Source organism: Neobacillus sp. FSL H8-0543, assembly GCF_038592905.1.
In the GTDB taxonomy this organism is placed as follows: domain Bacteria; phylum Bacillota; class Bacilli; order Bacillales; family Cytobacillaceae; genus Neobacillus.
In genome coordinates, this window is the sequence record NZ_CP151943.1 from 4,762,517 (window position 1) to 4,779,070 (window position 16,554).

Consider the following 16,554-nt stretch of genomic DNA (forward strand, 5'->3'; position numbering starts at 1 on the left):
TTTTGATTAGGAAGATGTTCCCAATACAGTAATCGATAGGAGTTGAGTTGGATTGGTTGAAACAGTGAAGAAAACAGCAAGGCCTTTAACAGGAAAAGAATATTTAGAAAGCCTGCGAGATTCCCGGGAAATTTGGTTTCATGGAGAAAAAGTTGAAGATGTCACCACACATCCGGCATTTCGTAACTCTGCCAGATCTATTGCAAGACTTTATGATGCCTTGCATGATGAAAAAACAAAAGGCATCTTAACGAGGGAAACCGATACAGGTAGTGGAGGCTATACCCACAAATACTTTGTTGTATCTAGAACGACCGAGGATTTGGTAGAAGCACGGGATGCGATTGTAGAGTGGGCGAAGCTCACTTATGGACAAATGGGAAGAACCCCAGATTACAAAGCATCCTTTATTACTACGTTAGGATCAAATCCGGACTTTTATGGAGAATATGCGGATAATGCACGGCGTTGGTATAAAGAGGTACAAGAAAACTGTTACTTTCTAAATCACGCCATTATTAATCCCCCAGTTGACAGGCATAAGCCGGTTGAAGCCGTAAAAGACATCTTTATTCGTGTCGAAGAAGAAACTGAGGAAGGACTGATTGTAAGCGGTGCCAAAATGGTTGCAACTAGCTCCGCATTAACAAATTATAACTTTGTTGCTCCTGCGAATCCGGTTTCTTCCGAAGATATGGCCCTTGTTTTCATTTGTCCGATGAATATTCCGGGGGTAAAGCTAGTCAGCCGCGCTTCCTATGAAATGAACGCAGCTGTAATGGGAAGTCCATTTGATTATCCGTTGAGCAGCCGTTTTGATGAAAATGATGCGGTATTGGTATTTGAAAGAGCGCTTATCCCTTGGGAAGGAATTTTGGTATACAAAGACATTCAAAAAGCCAATTTTTTCTTCATTGCAAATCATTGGGCCAATCTGTTTACATTTCATGGAACAACTCGGCTGGCTGTAAAATTTGATTTTATTACGGGGCTTCTGCATAAGGCGGTAAAGACCTCGGGAGTCGATCAATTTAGGGGCGTACAGGCCAATATTGGTGAAGTGGTCGCTTGGAGGAACCTGTTTTGGGGCATCAGTGATGCAATGGCATTGAATCCTCAACCAGGCCATAACGGGGCAGTGGTGCCCAACCTCGACTACGGCATGACTTACAGGATTATGATGTCAAAAGCGTGGCTAAGGATGAAGGAAATTATTGAGGATTTGGTTGCCGGAAACCTAATTGTGCAGCCTTCCAGCGCAAAAGATTTTAAAAACCCGGAACTGCGTCCGACATTGGATAAATTATACCGTGGGTCGAATGGGATTACATCTGTTGAAAAAATAAAATTGATCAAGCTATTGTGGGAAGTCATCGGTACAGAATATGGAGGACGTCACGAACTATACGAACTAAATTATTCCGGTAGTTCCGACCGGGTTCGGACGGAAGCATTAGATTATTCCCGAATGAAGGGCGACATTTCAAAGTTTGAAGTATTTGTAGAGGAATGCATGGATGATTATGATTTGGATGGCTGGAAAAACGATACCTGGATTAACCCAGATGATGTTCACTATTTTAAAAAATAAAAGGAGATTTTAAAGAGATGCTTAATCTGGAACAGAGGATAAAAATAGCAGGCGTCAAAGTATCTCCTTTCCAATACATTGACGGCCGCAGGGTTTTGTCTAAAGCAACGTTTCTTAATTTTAGCCCCATTGACGGAAGCATTCTATGCGAAATGTCGGCAGCAGATCAATCTGATGTAGATGCTGCTGTTCAGGCCGCCTACCGGGCTTTTCCGGAATGGGCAGCCTTGGGGTCAACGGGACGGGGAGAGTATTTACGTCGCTTGGCCGATATCATCGAAGCGAATGCTGAAAAAATTGCTCAAGTCGAAACTGCTGATAATGGGTCATTGCTCGCGGCAAACCTGCATTTTATGGTGAAACGCTCTGCCCATAACATCCGTTTTTTCGCTGATTGGGCTGAAAAGCTTCAAGGAGAAGGCTGGGACTCCAACGGGATTCGCTACAAAGTGCATTACGATCCATCTGGTGTTACTGCGTTAATTACGCCGTGGAATGCCCCGTTTATGCTAACGACTTGGAAGGTGGGACCTGCTCTTGCCGCTGGAAATCCAATCGTGATCAAGCCGCCGGAATGGGCACCGCTAACATGCTCACTCTTGGCAGATTTTGCGGAAGAGGCTGGGATTCCTCCCGGGGTAATCAACATTGTTCAAGGTATTGGAGAGGTGGCGGGGGCAGAGTTAGTCAACCATCCGCTCGTTAATCGAATCTCTTTTACCGGCTCCACAGATACAGCAAAAATCATCGGAAGTGCCGCCGCGAAGCGGATTGTACCTGTAAGTATGGAACTTGGGGGAAAATCGCCATTTATCATTTTTGCAGATGCTGATATGGACGCAGCAGTCAGCCATGCATTGGCGCAATTTAACAACGCAGGTCAGGTTTGTCTTGCTGGAACTAGATTACTAGTGGAGGAATCGATAGAAAAGGAGTTTCTTGAAAAATTTTCACAACGGGCAAAACAACTGAAACTTGGGGATCCTCGGCAAAAAGAAATAAGAGTTGGGCCACTAATCAGTCAAGAACATTTTGATCGTGTTTCCGGTTTTGTGGAGCGCGCCAAGCGTGAGGGAGCCAAGCCTTTATTCGGGGGAGGACCTTCAAAAGAACAGGGCGGATTATTCTTCGAACCGACGTTGTTCATCGACGTCCCCAAAGATGCAGAAATCTTAAAGAAAGAAGTATTTGGCCCTGTCTTGACGTTTCAAACCTTTAAAGATGAAGAAGAGGCTATCCGGATGGGAAATGATACGGATTATGGACTTGCGGCGACAGTCTTCACAGGTGAAGAAACCCGTGGGGAACGTGTTGGGCAAAAGCTACGGGCAGGAACCGTTTGGGTCAATACCTATTACGCCCGGGATCTAAAAGCTCCATTCGGCGGGTCCAAACAATCTGGAATAGGCCGGGAAGGCGGAACGCACAGCTTTGATTTCTTTTGTGATGTCAAGACACTATCCCATAAAATGGGGTCATTTTACCATTAATATTTCTGGATATTAACAGCATATAAAAACAATCCATTTTGATTATTGGAGGGACATTTTTATGACAAAGGAACATTTTTTTGACTTGGCCCAGCTTGCTTATACAGAAATATTGACGCCGACATTGGAGGAGTCCCTGCATTTTTTTACTGAATATCTGGGCATGTTTATCGTGGACCGTACTGAAAAGTCCATCTATCTCAAAGCATATGAAGAAACCTACCACCATTCTTTAAAGTTAACAGAAAGTACTGAGCCAGGGGTTGGTGCCATCGGGTGGCGGGCCGTATCACCACAGGGATTACAAAGAAGAGTCAAAATAATCGAAGAAGCAGGGTATGGGATTGGCTGGACTACAGGAGATCAAGGTTATGGAGAAACCTATCAATTCAAAACTCCTTCCGGACATGTGATGGAACTATTTTGGGATGTGGAGTACTACAAACCCTTGGAAACTGAAAAAACAAGTCTGTTAAACCGTGCCCAAAAGCGGCCTAATCGGGGGGTGCCGGTTAGACGTCTTGACCATATTAACCTCATGGTGAATGATGTAGACAAAATGTCTCAATTCTTAACAGATGTTCTCGGCTTTAAAATGCGGGAATATGTCCGGTTTGAAAATGGAAAAATGGCATCGAGCTGGCTGAGTGTATCCAATCTTGTCCATGAAATCGCACTTACACTAGACCCTACAGCTGAAACAGGCAGACTTCACCATGTCGCTTATTGGTACGGATATCCACAGAATCTCTATGATGTTGCTGACTTATTAAAAGAAAACGGTATTTTCATGGAGGGTGGCCCGGGTAAACACGGAATCAGCCAGGCGTTTTGCTTGTATGTATACGAACCAGGCGGGAACAGAATAGAATTTTTTGGTGACACCGGCTACCTTATTTTTGATCCAAGTTTTGAACCTGTCGTTTGGGACTTAAAGGATATACCTGGAAAAGGAGATATTTGGATCGGAGCTCCGCTTCCTCCAACATTTATTACGTATGGTACTCCCATAAGAGAAGTGAAGCAGCCGCCAGTTCCTGCTCCTATCATGCAGTCTTAAAAAACTTTTTTCGCTGATAGATGAAAATTTATTAACATAAAAGGAGATAGGTAAATGAGTAAACTTAAAGGATATTCCCTTCCGTTGTCACCTGAGGGAAGGGCCAATATCATTCCAGCCCCACCTTGGTATTATTCGGGAACGCTGTTAACGGTTGAATTCAAAGCAAATCCGGATGCTGTTGCGGCATTGCTCCCAGAACAATTAGAGCCAGCTGATGACCCTGGCCTATGCACCGTAACTTTTGCCGATTGGCAATCATGCTCTGAGGATAAGCATGAATTACTTGATCCCTATTACGCCCAATATAAAGAAGCTTACATTACCATTGGCGCAAAATATAATGGGAGAGACGTATCTCGCTGTGCCTATATATGGGTAGACAAAGATTTTGCTATGTTTAGAGGATTGGTTCAAGGCTTTCCAAAGAAGATCGGTTCTATTGAAATAACGAGGCCAGTTGATATAGGCATTGGAGGACCCCGCATTGAAAAAGGGGGGCAACTGGCAGCAAATGCATCAGTAGGTGGACGAAGACTAATGGAAGCTCGGATTCAGTTGGAGGAATTAACCAATATAGGATCAAGTTTGGGACGAAAACCTTTACATCATACCAGACATTTCCCGGCAATTGACCACCCCGGTGCCGCGCTCGAAGAATTGGTTGCTCTTTCCATACAGGATGTAGAAATAGGCCCTATTTGGAAGGCCTCTGCAGAGTTAACTTTCTTTGACTCTCCGACTGAGGAACTATCAGCATTAGCACCAATTGAAATTACAGGTGCATACTACCACAAAATCGGCTATTCGTTTAAAGGCGGGCAACTGCTAGAAAAATTAATATAAAGGGGGACTCCTAGTGCAAAAGGTTCGCGTGAATCGCAATGGTATTCCCGTATGGGGATATCTCGAAAATCAACAAATCTATTTGGATAGTGGTGAGAAAATAAAACAGGAAGAGGCTGAATTTTTAGCTCCGGTCGAACCTTCTAAGATTATCGCTGTCCATCTTAATTACCCTAGTAGATTGGAAGCTTTTGGCGGAAATATCCCTCCATGGCCATCCTATTTCCTGAAGCCGGTCTCGGCATTATCTGGCCACCAGGCAGAAGTAGCCCGGCCAAAAAATACGAAGTACTTAAATTATGAGGGTGAAATTGCCGTCATCATCGGCAAACGGGCAAAAGCAGTAAGCAGGGAGGATGCCTTGAATTATATTGCTGGTTATAGTCCTGCTAACGATTTTGGTGTTCATGATTTTCGGACATCCGACAACAACTCAATGCTGCGGGTTAAAGGGCAGGATGGATTTTGCCCAATTGGTCCGGGCATCATCCCTGCTCATGAAGTAGACCCTCATAATATGCCATTGAGGACCTATGTGAATGGAAAACTGGTCCAGGTAGGAAATACAAGAGAGTTAATGTTTCCATTTGATTATTTAATCGCTGACCTATCCAGACTTATAACACTTGAACCAGGTGATGTGATCTTAACCGGAACACCTGCAAATTCCCGTCCTGTCCATCCCGGTGACATTGTTGCCGTGGAAATAGAAGGTTATGGACGGCTTGAAAATAGAATCGTAGAGTCCGAGGTTGATTTTGGTGATTTTGGTGCACAGCCTGAGGACTCCGAATACGGACGGAACACTGCATTTGAAATAGGAAGAGTAAAGAAATAACCAGTTTGTTACGTTCTGTCAGGTAGCCAAGCTATCTGACAGATTAACGTAGAAGGGGTGACATCATGGATGAACGTTTGTTTAGAAACACCATGGGAAAATTCGCAACAGGAGTGACCGTTATTACCACAAAATATGAAAACGAAACGGTAGGAATGACCGCAAATGCATTTGTTTCTGTTTCACTGGACCCAAAGTTAGTGCTAATTTCAGTAGCAAATAAGGCAAGAACGCTTGGTTACATTCAAAACGCGAAGGAATTTGCTGTCAGTTTTTTATCAGACCAACAAAAGGAAGTATCGATGCGTTTTGCCGGACAGTTGAAGGAAGACACGGCTTTTGAATTTTTTCTGTTTAATCAACTGCCGGTAATAAAAGATGCTTTGGCAGCCATTACCTGTAACTTATATGCGGAATATGAAGCTGGTGACCATACCCTGTTGTTAGGTGAAGTTACCGATGTTCACGTAAGGGATGGCGACCCATTGTTATTTTTCCAGGGGAAATACCGTAGCCTACAGTCTCTTGAAGAAATCAGCACACTATAGTTCGGTGGAGGCTCTGGGGTCAGACCCAATGTCATTAAGACAAGCTTCAATAAATTAACAAATGCTATATTCATACACCATTAGGTGTACGGATTTGCATTCCGGCATGTTCTGTGGGGGAGTTCAGAACGCTAACCATTTGTTAGTGCAGCTGCTTTCTACTCTTCATGATGCAAACGGAAAGGTTAATGTTGATCAGTTCTATGATGATGTATTAGAATTGACAGAATTTGAGAAGGAACAAATTAAAGCACTGGGCTTTGATGAAGAAAAGCTAAAAAAATCATTAGGATTAACAGAATTAACAGGAGGGGAAACAAATTATCCTTATCCTGAGAAAATCAGCTCGCGGCCAACATTAGAATTAAACGGCATATGGGGCGGATTTCAGGGGGAAGGGACAAAAACTGTCATTCCGAACGAGGCACATGCCAAAATCACTTGCCGTTTAGTCAATAATCAAAATCCAGAAAAAATCCAGGGTTTAATCAAAAAGCATTTAGAAGAACAAGCACCAAAAGGATGCACGGTAAAAGTGACGCTTCAAGATACGGGAAATCCATTCTTAACCCCAATCGATGATCCGATGATTCAAAAAGCAGCTGCAGCCTATGAACAGGTATATGGAAAAGCACCTGTTTATAAAAGAGAAGGGGGCTCGATTCCGATTGTATCGGATTTTAGCCATACCCTAAATTCTCCTGTTGTCTTAATGGGATTCGGCTTGCCGGATGAAAATCTACATGCTCCGAATGAACATTTTAACTTAGAAAACTTTGATAAAGGGATCTTAACGATATGTTCTTTTTTAGAATTGATCTGAATAGATAGGCAAGGAGGGATCGCATAGCATCCCTCCTTTTTGCCGATAAAAGTGTCAGCACCCTTCCAAATTGTGAGTTAAATATTTATCAAGTAAACCAGGAACAACCTGAACTATCGATCGATAATGTGCGATGTACTTAATACGTTTTTTTATAATAGTAGAAACTGGTCACATAGAGTGAGGATGATTATTATTTTTAACAACGATTACTTAACTGCGTTATCATTAATGGAAATCCAAAAAGCTATTACAATTGAGGCAATAACGACTAGAATAGGTGCGTAAAAGATAAGGAAATCGTCCATTTTCGTTTTCTCCTTAAGCATTATCGATTTGTTTACCTTCGACATAATTCTTATTAAACAAAAATAGTCTAAGAAGAAGAATCAGGGATGGAATAAGTAGTAGAAGTCCTGCAATAAAGGCAATGATTAAAGAAATGGCCATTGCTTCGTTCGTAAAGCCGTCATAAATGGTGAGGAATGGATAAAGCAAATAAGGATAATGGGAGATGCCGTAAGCGAAAAAGGCTAAGAAAAATTGGCCTACTACGAATCCAAACGCTACACCAAAAGATTTTCTCTTCCAAATTAAATAAACTGTTCCAACAAATAATGCAAATGATAGACTAAATATCCACCCAAAATCCATTAATCGCTCATAGTGTTCCGGATTATGTGTACGCATTTCAAAAATAATGCCTACAGCTGTCAAAATTAAAGGTATGGCCCATGAAAGTGCATAAATCCGCAGCAAATTCGTGGCAGCTTCATCTTTTGCTTTATGTGCATACCAGGTTAAAAACACGGACGAGATATACAAAACGGCTGTTAAACTAAGCAAAACAATGCTCCATGTCAAAGGGCTCGTAAACAATGTCCAATAATGTAGAACTGGTCCCAATTCCTCCATTGTCACGAAGCCACCTTCTGAAATTGTCAGAACAATGGACAAAGAAGCCGGGATAATTAATCCGGTTAGACCATATAAGTAGATATACTTTTTAGATTTAAGCTTTCCATAAGTGGTAAAGGCATAATAAGCTCCGCGGATGGCAAGCAAGATAATCGCAATGCTTATGGGAACAAGCAATGTTGTCCCATAATAGTACGCCGTTTTTGGAAAAAAACCCACAACCCCTACGAAGAAGAATACTAAAAATACATTCGTGACTTCCCAAACAGGGGATAAATAGCGTTGAATGATTTTTGTTAAAATATGTTGTTTACCCCTAAGTGTACTGTATGCATTAAAAAAGCCTGCACCAAAATCGATGGAAGCGACCATGACATAACCAAACAGAAAAAGCCATAATACTGAAATTCCTATTATTTCAAGTGTCATAAAGAATCACCAGCTTTCTCCAATCCATGATCAGCCAATTCCTGTTCAACCGTATTCTTCCGAAACATTCGTGTAAGTACCACGATACTTCCAATTCCTAAGATAAAATAGAGTCCAGCAAACAAGATCAGCATGGTATCAACATGAGTATTTGTCGTGGCCGCATCTTTTGTTTTCATTATTCCACGCAATATCCAAGGTTGACGTCCCACTTCATCAAGCCACCATCCGGCTTCAATTGCTAAAATAGAAAGCGGGCCTCCAAATAAAATGAGCCAATTGAACCCATTTGAAAGTACGAAACGCCATTTTCTCCAAATGCCGATAACATAGATAAAAGCAATCAAGATCATCATCATTCCTATTGTCACCATGATATCAAATAGGTAGTGAATATAAAGTGGTGGCACTTCATCGTTAGGAAATTGATCAAGACCAATCACTTCAGCATTAGGTTTTAAATGGGCCAAAATGCTGAGTGCATAAGGTATAGTAATAGCATATTTCACTTCTCCATTTTCAAGTACTCCATAAAAGATTAAAGGCGCGCCTTCTTTTGTTTCAAAATGCCATTCCGCAGCTGCTAGTTTTTCTGGCTGATATTCGGCTAGATACTTTCCAGAAAAATCCCCAAGAATGGCTGTAACAATTGAAAACAGCAATCCAAGTTTCAGTGTTAAAAATAATGCTTTTTTATGATATACATGTTTTGAACCATTAAGTAATCGGAAAGCTCCAATAGAAGCGAGTACAAATGCGCATGTCATATAGGCTGTGACGAGGACATGTGACACCTTAGTAGGCATGGACAGATTAAACATGGCTACTATAGGATTAATATTCGTTAATTGACCATTTACGATATCAAATCCTTGTGGTGAATTCATAAAGGCATTCACCATCGTAATGAATACAGCAGAAAAAGAGGCACCTAAAGCTACCGGAATGAGCAACATTAAATGCTTTTTCTGATTCTCAAAACGCTCCCATGTATACAAATAAATACCTAAAAAAATAGCTTCAAAGAAAAAAGCAAAGGTTTCCAAAAATAAAGGCAAAGCAATTACGTTTCCTGCCAATTCCATAAAATTCGGCCATAGAAGAGATAACTGAAGTCCAATTGCAGTCCCTGTAACGACTCCAACAGCTACTGTAATAACAAACCCGCGAGCCCAACGTCTTGCTAACAGTATGTAGTGCTCGTCCTGTTTCTTGATCCCTACCCACTGAGAAATCATGATCATCAGTGGAATTCCAACACCAATCGTTGCATAAATGATATGGAACGATAATGTTAATTCAGTTAATATGCGACTGAAGAAAACAGTCTCTTCGTTTACCATATTCAAATCCCCTTATCCGGAAAAGATTCGCCCAATGAGCGATAGTCCCATAATAGAAGCGACTATAAAGCTTAACCAAATTAATTTACGCTCATGACTTTTATACATCAGGAATCTCTCCTTTCTGAGTACTCAATCATAACTTTTTGGATTAGCTTCAAGTAATTCTCACTGGTTAGGGTACCCAAATGGTAATAAAATACACGGTTATCATTTTTCGCCATTTGTATAAAAATAGATTTAGAAATGTTGTAGTAGTGGCTTTATTTTGTAAATCGATCGCATAGCTGGAGGCAACAAATGAATTTGGTTTGATTTTAGGTTCAAGCCTCATTACTTCAATTCTAGTTACCATTTCTTCAAAAAACTTCTGATCTTATTTCGGTTACCTGAACCAATGTCTAGATGACCTTCCATTGTAAAGGTAGCTCCTTTGTATATATTAGGAAGTACGATATCCTTCAAAATATTTTTTCTTTCTTCAGTGAACATAGCCACTACTTGTTCTGTTAATGAGGTTTCTTGAGAATTCCGTTCATGCAAATGATTCATTCCTCTAGGAATGAGCATTTTTCAAATACTTAGATAGTAAATTGATATTTATTAATGAGTGTCTAAATAGAAATCAAGTGTTAAAATTAGGTAATACTATAGTAAAATAGAAGAAATGACTTTGAATGTTGTATAGGAGAGAGCAAAATGAATGAGATTCGCCAAAAGGTGCTAGCGTTCCGTGATGAAAGAGGCTGGAAGAAATATCATAGTGAAAAGGATTTGGCCATATCTGTTTCCCTGGAAGCAAGTGAGTTGCTAGAGAATTTTCAATGGCATTATCAAGTGTGGCCCAGGTACAGGCAAATCGGTTATAGCAATAATGTGCCGGGAAACATCCAAAATCTGGATGCTTCCTGTTAACATTATTAATTATTTTTTGATACGAAATTTCGCAAAACAGTTCGTAATTCGGCAAAAGATTTACAATCATTTTCGACAAACAAATTCCATACTATATTTGAATTATGATAACCTATTTTGGGCATGTATTTTGTCCATAATTCCATTTGCTGGGTTTGGGTTAAGCCAATTTGTTCTTTTAAAAACAATTTTAGGTCGTCATAAGATGATACTCTAAGTGGTTGCTGGTTCCTTTGTAATTTTTTATCGGAAATTTGCTGCATTATTCTCTTTCTCCGTTCCTCTTCTTGTTGCAGCCTTTCCCTGTATTAATTTCTGCCTTTGTTTTTCCTCTAACTGTCTTTGTTCTTCTTGTATTCGATGTTCCTCTTGATATTCAAATTGTAATCGCAGAAATTTCTGAGTAAATTCGTTGCGATATTGTTCTTCTAGAATAGAGCTACTTAATATTAATTCTTTTCTAATTACAAGTGCTTCAGCAAAAGGTATCTCATAACCATCATTAAGAAGAAAAGCACGGTAAGGTTTGACCATTCGGTCTTTTAAGAACCGCTGAACCTTAACGACGATACGCTCCCAATTAGAATAAATGTAATACATACTTCTAACATCAATCTCTAGATGGTCCATTGACACTGGATAATTAAAATAGGTAAAAAACATCTTGTCTTCAACAAAAGGAACAAGCAAGGAATCCCATTTTTTATCCTCATTTGTTTTTGCTGCAATCGTTAACTCCGCATCCCACAGAACGATAGCATTTTTATCTATTCCAATGGATTGCTCTTTTATCTCAATAAACCAAATAGGCTCCATTCCTTGATCAAGGAAATAGCGGTGCCTTTTGCTAATTTGATTGGCTAGTGCTGTCCACTGTTGGTTTCACATCGGTAACAATAGAAAGAGCGAATTCCTTATCGGCAATTTTCACCCAAATATCAGGATATTCCTTTAAATGTGATTTAGCTTTATATCCATAATCGACGATAATCTGCGAATTCCTTTTCGCTTGAGTACTAAGTTCATCATGTACAATACTAACCATTTCTTTATGAATCTTTGTTTCTCTTTCAGTTTGTTTAGTATACCTTTTCTCCGCCTTATCAACGGTTTTAGACTCTATGTAAGCTTCTGAATGCTGGTGAGAAAAATAGAGCCCTCGCTCATCATAGTATTTGACTATTAATTTAGCACTGCAGTAGGGGCACTGAAAGGGATCTTTTTCGGCTAATTTCTTAAAGTTATATACTTCTTCACCAGTTGCTGTATATGGAAGGCTGAATAATACATTATTATTTACATGGAGTGCGTCTTTCATTTCTTAACCTCAGAAAATTCCCTTTTTTCACAAGAATCATATATTGCGGGATGGATGTAAAGCCGTCCATGAAAAATAACAATTAAATTGGAAAAAGGTTAATTAAAACCGATTTGTACTATGGTATCTTTTGTCTAGGTAAGGTTTGGATATCAAGGTTGTTGATACTTCTAAAGGATCGAGGATTTTTAAATATAAGCCTGCTAAAAATAATTTTTAATGAGAAAACCATTGCAATAACAATGAGTAAGAGAAGGTATTATAACAAAAAGATATTCCCGATGTAGAAGGTTATTAAGTTTGGGGATTGGATACAAATGTTGATCCACTTTCGAAGTGAATTCCGAAGTAAACTAAAGCTTTAACCGCTAGGGGGCAATAAATTCCCTGAAAAAGATCTCTCTTCTGTTTACTTTTTATCAACAATTAAGTCTTAAGAGTTAATGCCAAAATATGTTGAAAAACATGATTCTTATTTGAAAATGTCGGTAAAATTTACAAAATTAAACATTTTTCCCTAATAAGTGATAGAATAATATAATACAGCAAAGGTGATTATATAATAATATTTTTTAAAAAGGAGAGAAGTTATTTGATGAAGTCAGAAAGTCAATATTTAACTGAATTTCTTAAGGAACATTATCTACCTCTTGTGGAACTGGATAAAAGAAGGCATGCTGAAAACCCATCTAGAACTAGAAATGAGTATCAAAGGGATTATTCCAGAATTTTATACTCAACTTCCTTTAGAAGGTTACAAGGTAAAATGCAATTATTAGGAATACAATCTGATAAGTTCTATAGAAATCGATTAACTCATAGTTTAGAAGTCGCACAAATTGCAAGAGGAATTACTGATCAATTAAAAGATTTATCTGGATTTGATAATTTTTATATTGATGACACTTATGTTATAGAAGCTGGTTCACTGGCTCATGATATTGGTAATCCGCCTTTTGGACATCATGGGGAAAGGGTTTTAAACGAATTAAGTAAAAAGTATGGTGGATTTGAGGGGAATGCTCAAACAATAAGAGTATTAACTGAATTGGAAAAAAAACTGCCCAATAATAGGGGGTTGAACTTAACTTACAGAACTCTATTAAGTGTTGTAAAGTATTATATTCCTCATAAGGATGAAAAAAGTAAATTTATTTACGATGATAGCTATGAATTTTTTGAAGAAATACTTTCTGAATATCCAAATGTTGCACCAAGAACTTTAGATGTGCAAATTGTGGATCTAGCTGATGAAATTGCGTATGCAGCCCATGATCTTGAAGATGCTCTTAGTCTAAAGTTATTTAATATTGATGAGTACATGTTTGAATTTCAACATTATTTGAATAAAGAAGTCGATTTTGGTGTTGCTCATTACAAATTGGAGGAAATTATTAAAAGGGCAAAAGAAGTGGCAAGTTCTGCAACTAATTATAATTCATCAGAAGAATATGGATTTTTGTTGCGAAAGGAAATTACTTCAAATATTGTGCATGCATTAATAAATGATATTGGTGTTATTAGTGTAGAACAAAAACACATTGAAAAGACTGGAACTAAACATATTAACGAATTAGGCTTTAAAAATCTTGGGAAGTTGGCAAGTGGATTGAAGGATTTTACATTCAAATCAATCAATAGAACAAACCAGGTGCAACTTTACGAAAAGCAAGGAGAAAAAATAATAAAAGGTTTATATGAAGTATTCTCTGATCAAAAGTTCAACAAACAAGGTCTTCTTTTACCAGTTGAATTTAGGTCGAATGATGATGAAAAACAAAAAAGATTTATTATTGATTATATCTCCGGTATGATGGATTCCTTTGCAACTAAAACCTATTCTGATTTGTATGGGGAATCTATGGAAAAGTTATATGATAGCAGATATTTTGGTAACTATATTAATATTAATAACTCTTAATGAAATGTGGGATCACCTTATATAGTATTTGTTAGTTCGATCCGAAATAACATACTAAAAGGGGTTATTTCTAGGCAAAGAAGCTTCGCATATACTTTTATTCTTAGCTGTGCTAAATTTTTATTGGCGTAGCAGCAACGAAGTTTGACATTTTTACTTTATCTCAAAATTAGGAATTTTTCAGCACTATGCTACCACTTGCCTAAGGTATTTAAACAGCGATAAACAGAGACGGCGTTCTAAATAACCGATCTAGTGCGTTCAGTAAATGAGCGCTCTTTTTCATTGACAAAGGAAACCGCCAATTTCAATACTCTTTTATGTGAAGTATAGGACTACTAGAATGCCCCCACTACCAGAAAAAATATCTAAAATGGGGGTTCATATATTAATCTATCTTTTTGACTTTTTAGTAGTCTGTATTATCAATTGGACATCGGAAAATATAGAGCAGATAGCTAGAACGGTCTGTAGTGACATGTCTCCAGCCTTCATAAAAGGCGTCGAATCTGAGTTCAGGAAGATAGTTCAGTACTGATTGTAAATAAAGATAGTATCATTAGTTTTATAGGATTTAAAGATGTAAAGGTGCATTCATAATAAAGAGAATTACAGGCTATTTTAAGAGTAATTAATACAACACAAAACACCTAATAAAAAGGAATAGAGGAGAGGATTTTTTTGCAAGAAGCTTTATATGAGGGAAAGTATTTTCATTTAAGAACACATTTAGATTCTATGAATAATGAAAAAAGTGAGCTGGATAAATTAAAAAAACGGGCAGATAAAGGGGCCTATCATTGTCCATATTGTGGTGGAGATTTAATCATCAAATCAGGTGAAATTCGCGAAGAACATTTTTCCCATCGTCATTCAAAATCCTGTGAGGTATCAGTGGCAAGCGAAGTTTATCAAAAGCAAATTAATAGGGAGTCCAAAAAACATTCAAGTATTAAAGAGATTATTTACGATGAATTAAAGACTCAAGAAAAACTAAATAATGATCTCCAGGTTGAATATGGTTATGTTGAGAAAGCGAAAGAAAATTGGCGCTATTATCCTGATATCGTCATGAAAAATAAAGATAAAGAGATTGCAATTACTATTTTAACAAACGTTAATGCCAATAAAGATGAGAAATTGGTAAAACAAATAAAGAATCGTAACAGGTATTTTAATAAAAAAAGCATGGAAACAATCTGGTTCGTGGAAGATGCGGAACTATCAATAGATCTAAATAACAATGTAATACACCTTTGGGAAGCTGAACTAGATATCGCATTAAAAACTAATGAGGATTTGATTTGGGAGGCGGCCATAAACGACCTAGCACTAAATTACTCAATATATGAGCTGTTCAACTATTACCATAGGAGTCTACCAAAATCTTATGATATTAAGAGTTTGTATTATGTACATACATCTGAAACTCATATCGTTTTTACAGTTCACCGTTTTATAATAGATGAGTTAAAATATCCATTTCGTGCTTTTGCATTAAATAATGGTTATCAAATTAGTTTATCAAAAGCTCTTTTGGCACAACAAGAATCCTTACAACTAAGCGATCACCATATCGAAAATGAAAATAGAGAAAAGTTTATCAATCTAGTTATAGAGAAGCAGTTAGAAAAAATAAAAGAAGAGCAAGAGCTGAATAAGTACACATCGGAGTCTTTGGAAAAGGTAGCAGAAGAGTTATTTGCTCAATCAAGGATAGTAGAGTCAGAAAGTCCACCGCTAGGAACTTATATGTTAAAGAAGAGTTATGGTGAATGTACTTCATATGAGGAATTATTAAATCGACATTTAGAGGAATTAAAGAAGATAAGAAATATGGAAGATAAAATTCCTGTAGGTCTTAAAAAAGATTGGGATTTTATTCAAGAAACTGTCGGGTTTGCAAAAAACAGGACTAGTTTTGATTACAGTAGATTTAAACTATTGCTTGAAAACTTAAAAAACTCTTTGCGTATTAAGTAACGAAACCGCTGACCATTATTCCCCTTTCCAATATCTAGTAGTGGGAAATGGATGTTAAATAGGATGCAGATAAGGTTAAAGATATTTCATTTGCTATCGATATAGGAAATCAAGTGTTAAAATAAGGTATTACTAAATTTAGCATAGAATATAAATTAAATGATTTTAGGAGAGGAAAAAATGAACAAGATTCGCCAAAAGGTGCTAGCTTTCCGTGATGAAAGAAGCTGGAAGAAATATCATAATGAAAAGGATTTGGCCATTTCTGTTGCTCTAGAAGCAAGTGAATTGCTTGAGAATTTCCAGTGGAGAACCAGTGAGGAAGCAGTAACTGAGACAAGACAAAACATAAAAGAAGAAATGGCTGATATCTTAATTTACCTTGTGCAGCTTGCCGATAAGATGGAGATTGATTTAGAAGAGGAAGTCTTAAGGAAGCTAGAGAAAAATGCTATAAAATATCCTGTTAACAGAATTGAGGAAACAAGCAAATGATCATTTATAATGAGTCCTCTTCAAAATTCTTAAATC

Annotated in this window: 15 protein-coding genes and 2 pseudogenes; 11 read left to right on the plus strand and 6 right to left on the minus strand. The window is 38.0% G+C overall.

Annotated elements, in window-relative coordinates:
- The first annotated feature begins 52 nt into the window (after nt 1–52).
- The 7 genes from NSS81_RS23740 to NSS81_RS23770 all read left to right on the plus strand — a co-directional run bounded on the left by NSS81_RS23740 (nt 53) and on the right by NSS81_RS23770 (nt 7,196).
- Nucleotides 53–1,591 (plus strand): 4-hydroxyphenylacetate 3-hydroxylase N-terminal domain-containing protein, encoded by a 1,539-nt coding sequence (locus tag NSS81_RS23740; RefSeq protein ID WP_342431073.1) that lies wholly within the window; start codon nt 53–55, stop codon nt 1,589–1,591.
- Nucleotides 1,592–1,608: 17 nt separating this feature from the next.
- Nucleotides 1,609–3,081 carry an aldehyde dehydrogenase gene (locus NSS81_RS23745; protein ID WP_342431074.1) on the plus strand — a complete coding sequence of 491 codons (1,473 nt, stop codon included), beginning with the start codon at nt 1,609–1,611 and terminating at the stop codon, nt 3,079–3,081.
- A gap of 61 nt (nt 3,082–3,142) precedes the next feature.
- Nucleotides 3,143–4,141, plus strand: a complete 999-nt coding sequence (locus NSS81_RS23750; RefSeq protein WP_342431075.1) for a catechol 2,3-dioxygenase — start codon at nt 3,143–3,145, stop codon at nt 4,139–4,141.
- Nucleotides 4,142–4,195: 54 nt separating this feature from the next.
- Nucleotides 4,196–4,987, plus strand: a complete 792-nt coding sequence (locus NSS81_RS23755) for an acetoacetate decarboxylase family protein (protein WP_342431076.1) — start codon at nt 4,196–4,198, stop codon at nt 4,985–4,987.
- A 13-nt stretch (nt 4,988–5,000) separates the two neighbouring features.
- Nucleotides 5,001–5,825, plus strand: a complete 825-nt coding sequence (locus tag NSS81_RS23760; protein ID WP_342431077.1) for a fumarylacetoacetate hydrolase family protein — start codon at nt 5,001–5,003, stop codon at nt 5,823–5,825.
- 65 nt (nt 5,826–5,890) lie between these two features.
- Complete coding sequence (locus NSS81_RS23765; protein ID WP_342431078.1) at nt 5,891–6,373, plus strand: flavin reductase family protein; 483 nt, start codon at nt 5,891–5,893, stop codon at nt 6,371–6,373.
- 61 nt (nt 6,374–6,434) lie between these two features.
- Nucleotides 6,435–7,196: a M20/M25/M40 family metallo-hydrolase gene (locus NSS81_RS23770; protein WP_342431079.1), complete on the plus strand. Its 762-nt coding sequence runs from the start codon at nt 6,435–6,437 to the stop codon at nt 7,194–7,196.
- Between the two features lie 321 nt (nt 7,197–7,517).
- Here the strand turns inward: NSS81_RS23770 and NSS81_RS23775 are convergent, their stop codons facing one another.
- From NSS81_RS23775 to NSS81_RS23785, 3 genes and pseudogenes are all read right to left on the minus strand, one after another.
- Complete coding sequence (locus NSS81_RS23775) at nt 7,518–8,543, minus strand: cytochrome d ubiquinol oxidase subunit II (RefSeq protein ID WP_342431080.1); 1,026 nt, start codon at nt 8,541–8,543, stop codon at nt 7,518–7,520.
- Nucleotides 8,540–9,886, minus strand: a complete 1,347-nt coding sequence (locus NSS81_RS23780) for a cytochrome ubiquinol oxidase subunit I (RefSeq protein WP_342431081.1) — start codon at nt 9,884–9,886, stop codon at nt 8,540–8,542. Before NSS81_RS23780 ends, NSS81_RS23775 begins: the two co-directional genes overlap by 4 nt.
- Nucleotides 9,887–10,166: 280 nt before the next feature.
- Nucleotides 10,167–10,465 (minus strand): annotated as a pseudogene (locus NSS81_RS23785) (ribonuclease H-like YkuK family protein); the annotation flags it as partial.
- Between the two features lie 120 nt (nt 10,466–10,585).
- Between NSS81_RS23785 and NSS81_RS23790 the strand changes: the two are divergent.
- Nucleotides 10,586–10,714 (plus strand): annotated as a pseudogene (locus NSS81_RS23790) (nucleotide pyrophosphohydrolase); the annotation flags it as partial.
- Nucleotides 10,715–10,806: 92 nt separating this feature from the next.
- Here the strand turns inward: NSS81_RS23790 and NSS81_RS23795 are convergent.
- Genes NSS81_RS23795 through NSS81_RS23805 form a run of 3 tightly spaced genes read right to left on the minus strand, consistent with a single transcriptional unit; the run spans nt 10,807 to nt 12,119 of the window.
- On the minus strand, nt 10,807–11,064 hold the full coding sequence (locus tag NSS81_RS23795; protein WP_342431082.1) for a hypothetical protein: 258 nt from the start codon (nt 11,062–11,064) through the stop codon (nt 10,807–10,809).
- Nucleotides 11,045–11,617 (minus strand): hypothetical protein, encoded by a 573-nt coding sequence (locus NSS81_RS23800; protein ID WP_342431083.1) that lies wholly within the window; start codon nt 11,615–11,617, stop codon nt 11,045–11,047. Before NSS81_RS23800 ends, NSS81_RS23795 begins: the two co-directional genes overlap by 20 nt.
- 31 nt (nt 11,618–11,648) lie before the next feature.
- A complete protein-coding gene (locus NSS81_RS23805; RefSeq protein WP_342431084.1) occupies nt 11,649–12,119 on the minus strand; it encodes a hypothetical protein in 471 nt (156 codons plus the stop codon).
- Nucleotides 12,120–12,714: 595 nt separating this feature from the next.
- Between NSS81_RS23805 and dgt the strand changes: the two genes are divergently transcribed.
- The 3 genes from dgt to NSS81_RS23820 all read left to right on the plus strand — a co-directional run bounded on the left by dgt (nt 12,715) and on the right by NSS81_RS23820 (nt 16,518).
- On the plus strand, nt 12,715–14,040 hold the full coding sequence (dgt, locus tag NSS81_RS23810; protein ID WP_342434136.1) for a dGTP triphosphohydrolase: 1,326 nt from the start codon (nt 12,715–12,717) through the stop codon (nt 14,038–14,040).
- A 681-nt stretch (nt 14,041–14,721) separates the two neighbouring features.
- Entirely contained in the window at nt 14,722–16,023 is a 1,302-nt protein-coding gene (locus NSS81_RS23815) for a competence protein CoiA family protein (RefSeq protein WP_342431085.1), read from the plus strand.
- Between the two features lie 180 nt (nt 16,024–16,203).
- Nucleotides 16,204–16,518: a nucleotide pyrophosphohydrolase gene (locus NSS81_RS23820; RefSeq protein ID WP_342431086.1), complete on the plus strand. Its 315-nt coding sequence runs from the start codon at nt 16,204–16,206 to the stop codon at nt 16,516–16,518.
- Nucleotides 16,519–16,554: the final 36 nt, after the last annotated feature.

Coding starts and splice junctions, on each gene's coding strand:
- NSS81_RS23800 (WP_342431083.1), bottom strand. CDS start 11,617: ATGGAGCCTATTTGGTTTATTGAGATAAAAGAGCAATCCATTGGAATA.
- NSS81_RS23745 (WP_342431074.1), top strand. CDS start 1,609: ATGCTTAATCTGGAACAGAGGATAAAAATAGCAGGCGTCAAAGTATCT.
- NSS81_RS23780 (WP_342431081.1), bottom strand. CDS start 9,886: ATGGTAAACGAAGAGACTGTTTTCTTCAGTCGCATATTAACTGAATTA.
- dgt (WP_342434136.1), top strand. CDS start 12,715: ATGAAGTCAGAAAGTCAATATTTAACTGAATTTCTTAAGGAACATTAT.
- NSS81_RS23820 (WP_342431086.1), top strand. CDS start 16,204: ATGAACAAGATTCGCCAAAAGGTGCTAGCTTTCCGTGATGAAAGAAGC.
- NSS81_RS23755 (WP_342431076.1), top strand. CDS start 4,196: ATGAGTAAACTTAAAGGATATTCCCTTCCGTTGTCACCTGAGGGAAGG.
- NSS81_RS23775 (WP_342431080.1), bottom strand. CDS start 8,543: ATGACACTTGAAATAATAGGAATTTCAGTATTATGGCTTTTTCTGTTT.
- NSS81_RS23750 (WP_342431075.1), top strand. CDS start 3,143: ATGACAAAGGAACATTTTTTTGACTTGGCCCAGCTTGCTTATACAGAA.
- NSS81_RS23765 (WP_342431078.1), top strand. CDS start 5,891: ATGGATGAACGTTTGTTTAGAAACACCATGGGAAAATTCGCAACAGGA.
- NSS81_RS23770 (WP_342431079.1), top strand. CDS start 6,435: ATGCTATATTCATACACCATTAGGTGTACGGATTTGCATTCCGGCATG.
- NSS81_RS23805 (WP_342431084.1), bottom strand. CDS start 12,119: ATGAAAGACGCACTCCATGTAAATAATAATGTATTATTCAGCCTTCCA.
- NSS81_RS23795 (WP_342431082.1), bottom strand. CDS start 11,064: ATGCAGCAAATTTCCGATAAAAAATTACAAAGGAACCAGCAACCACTT.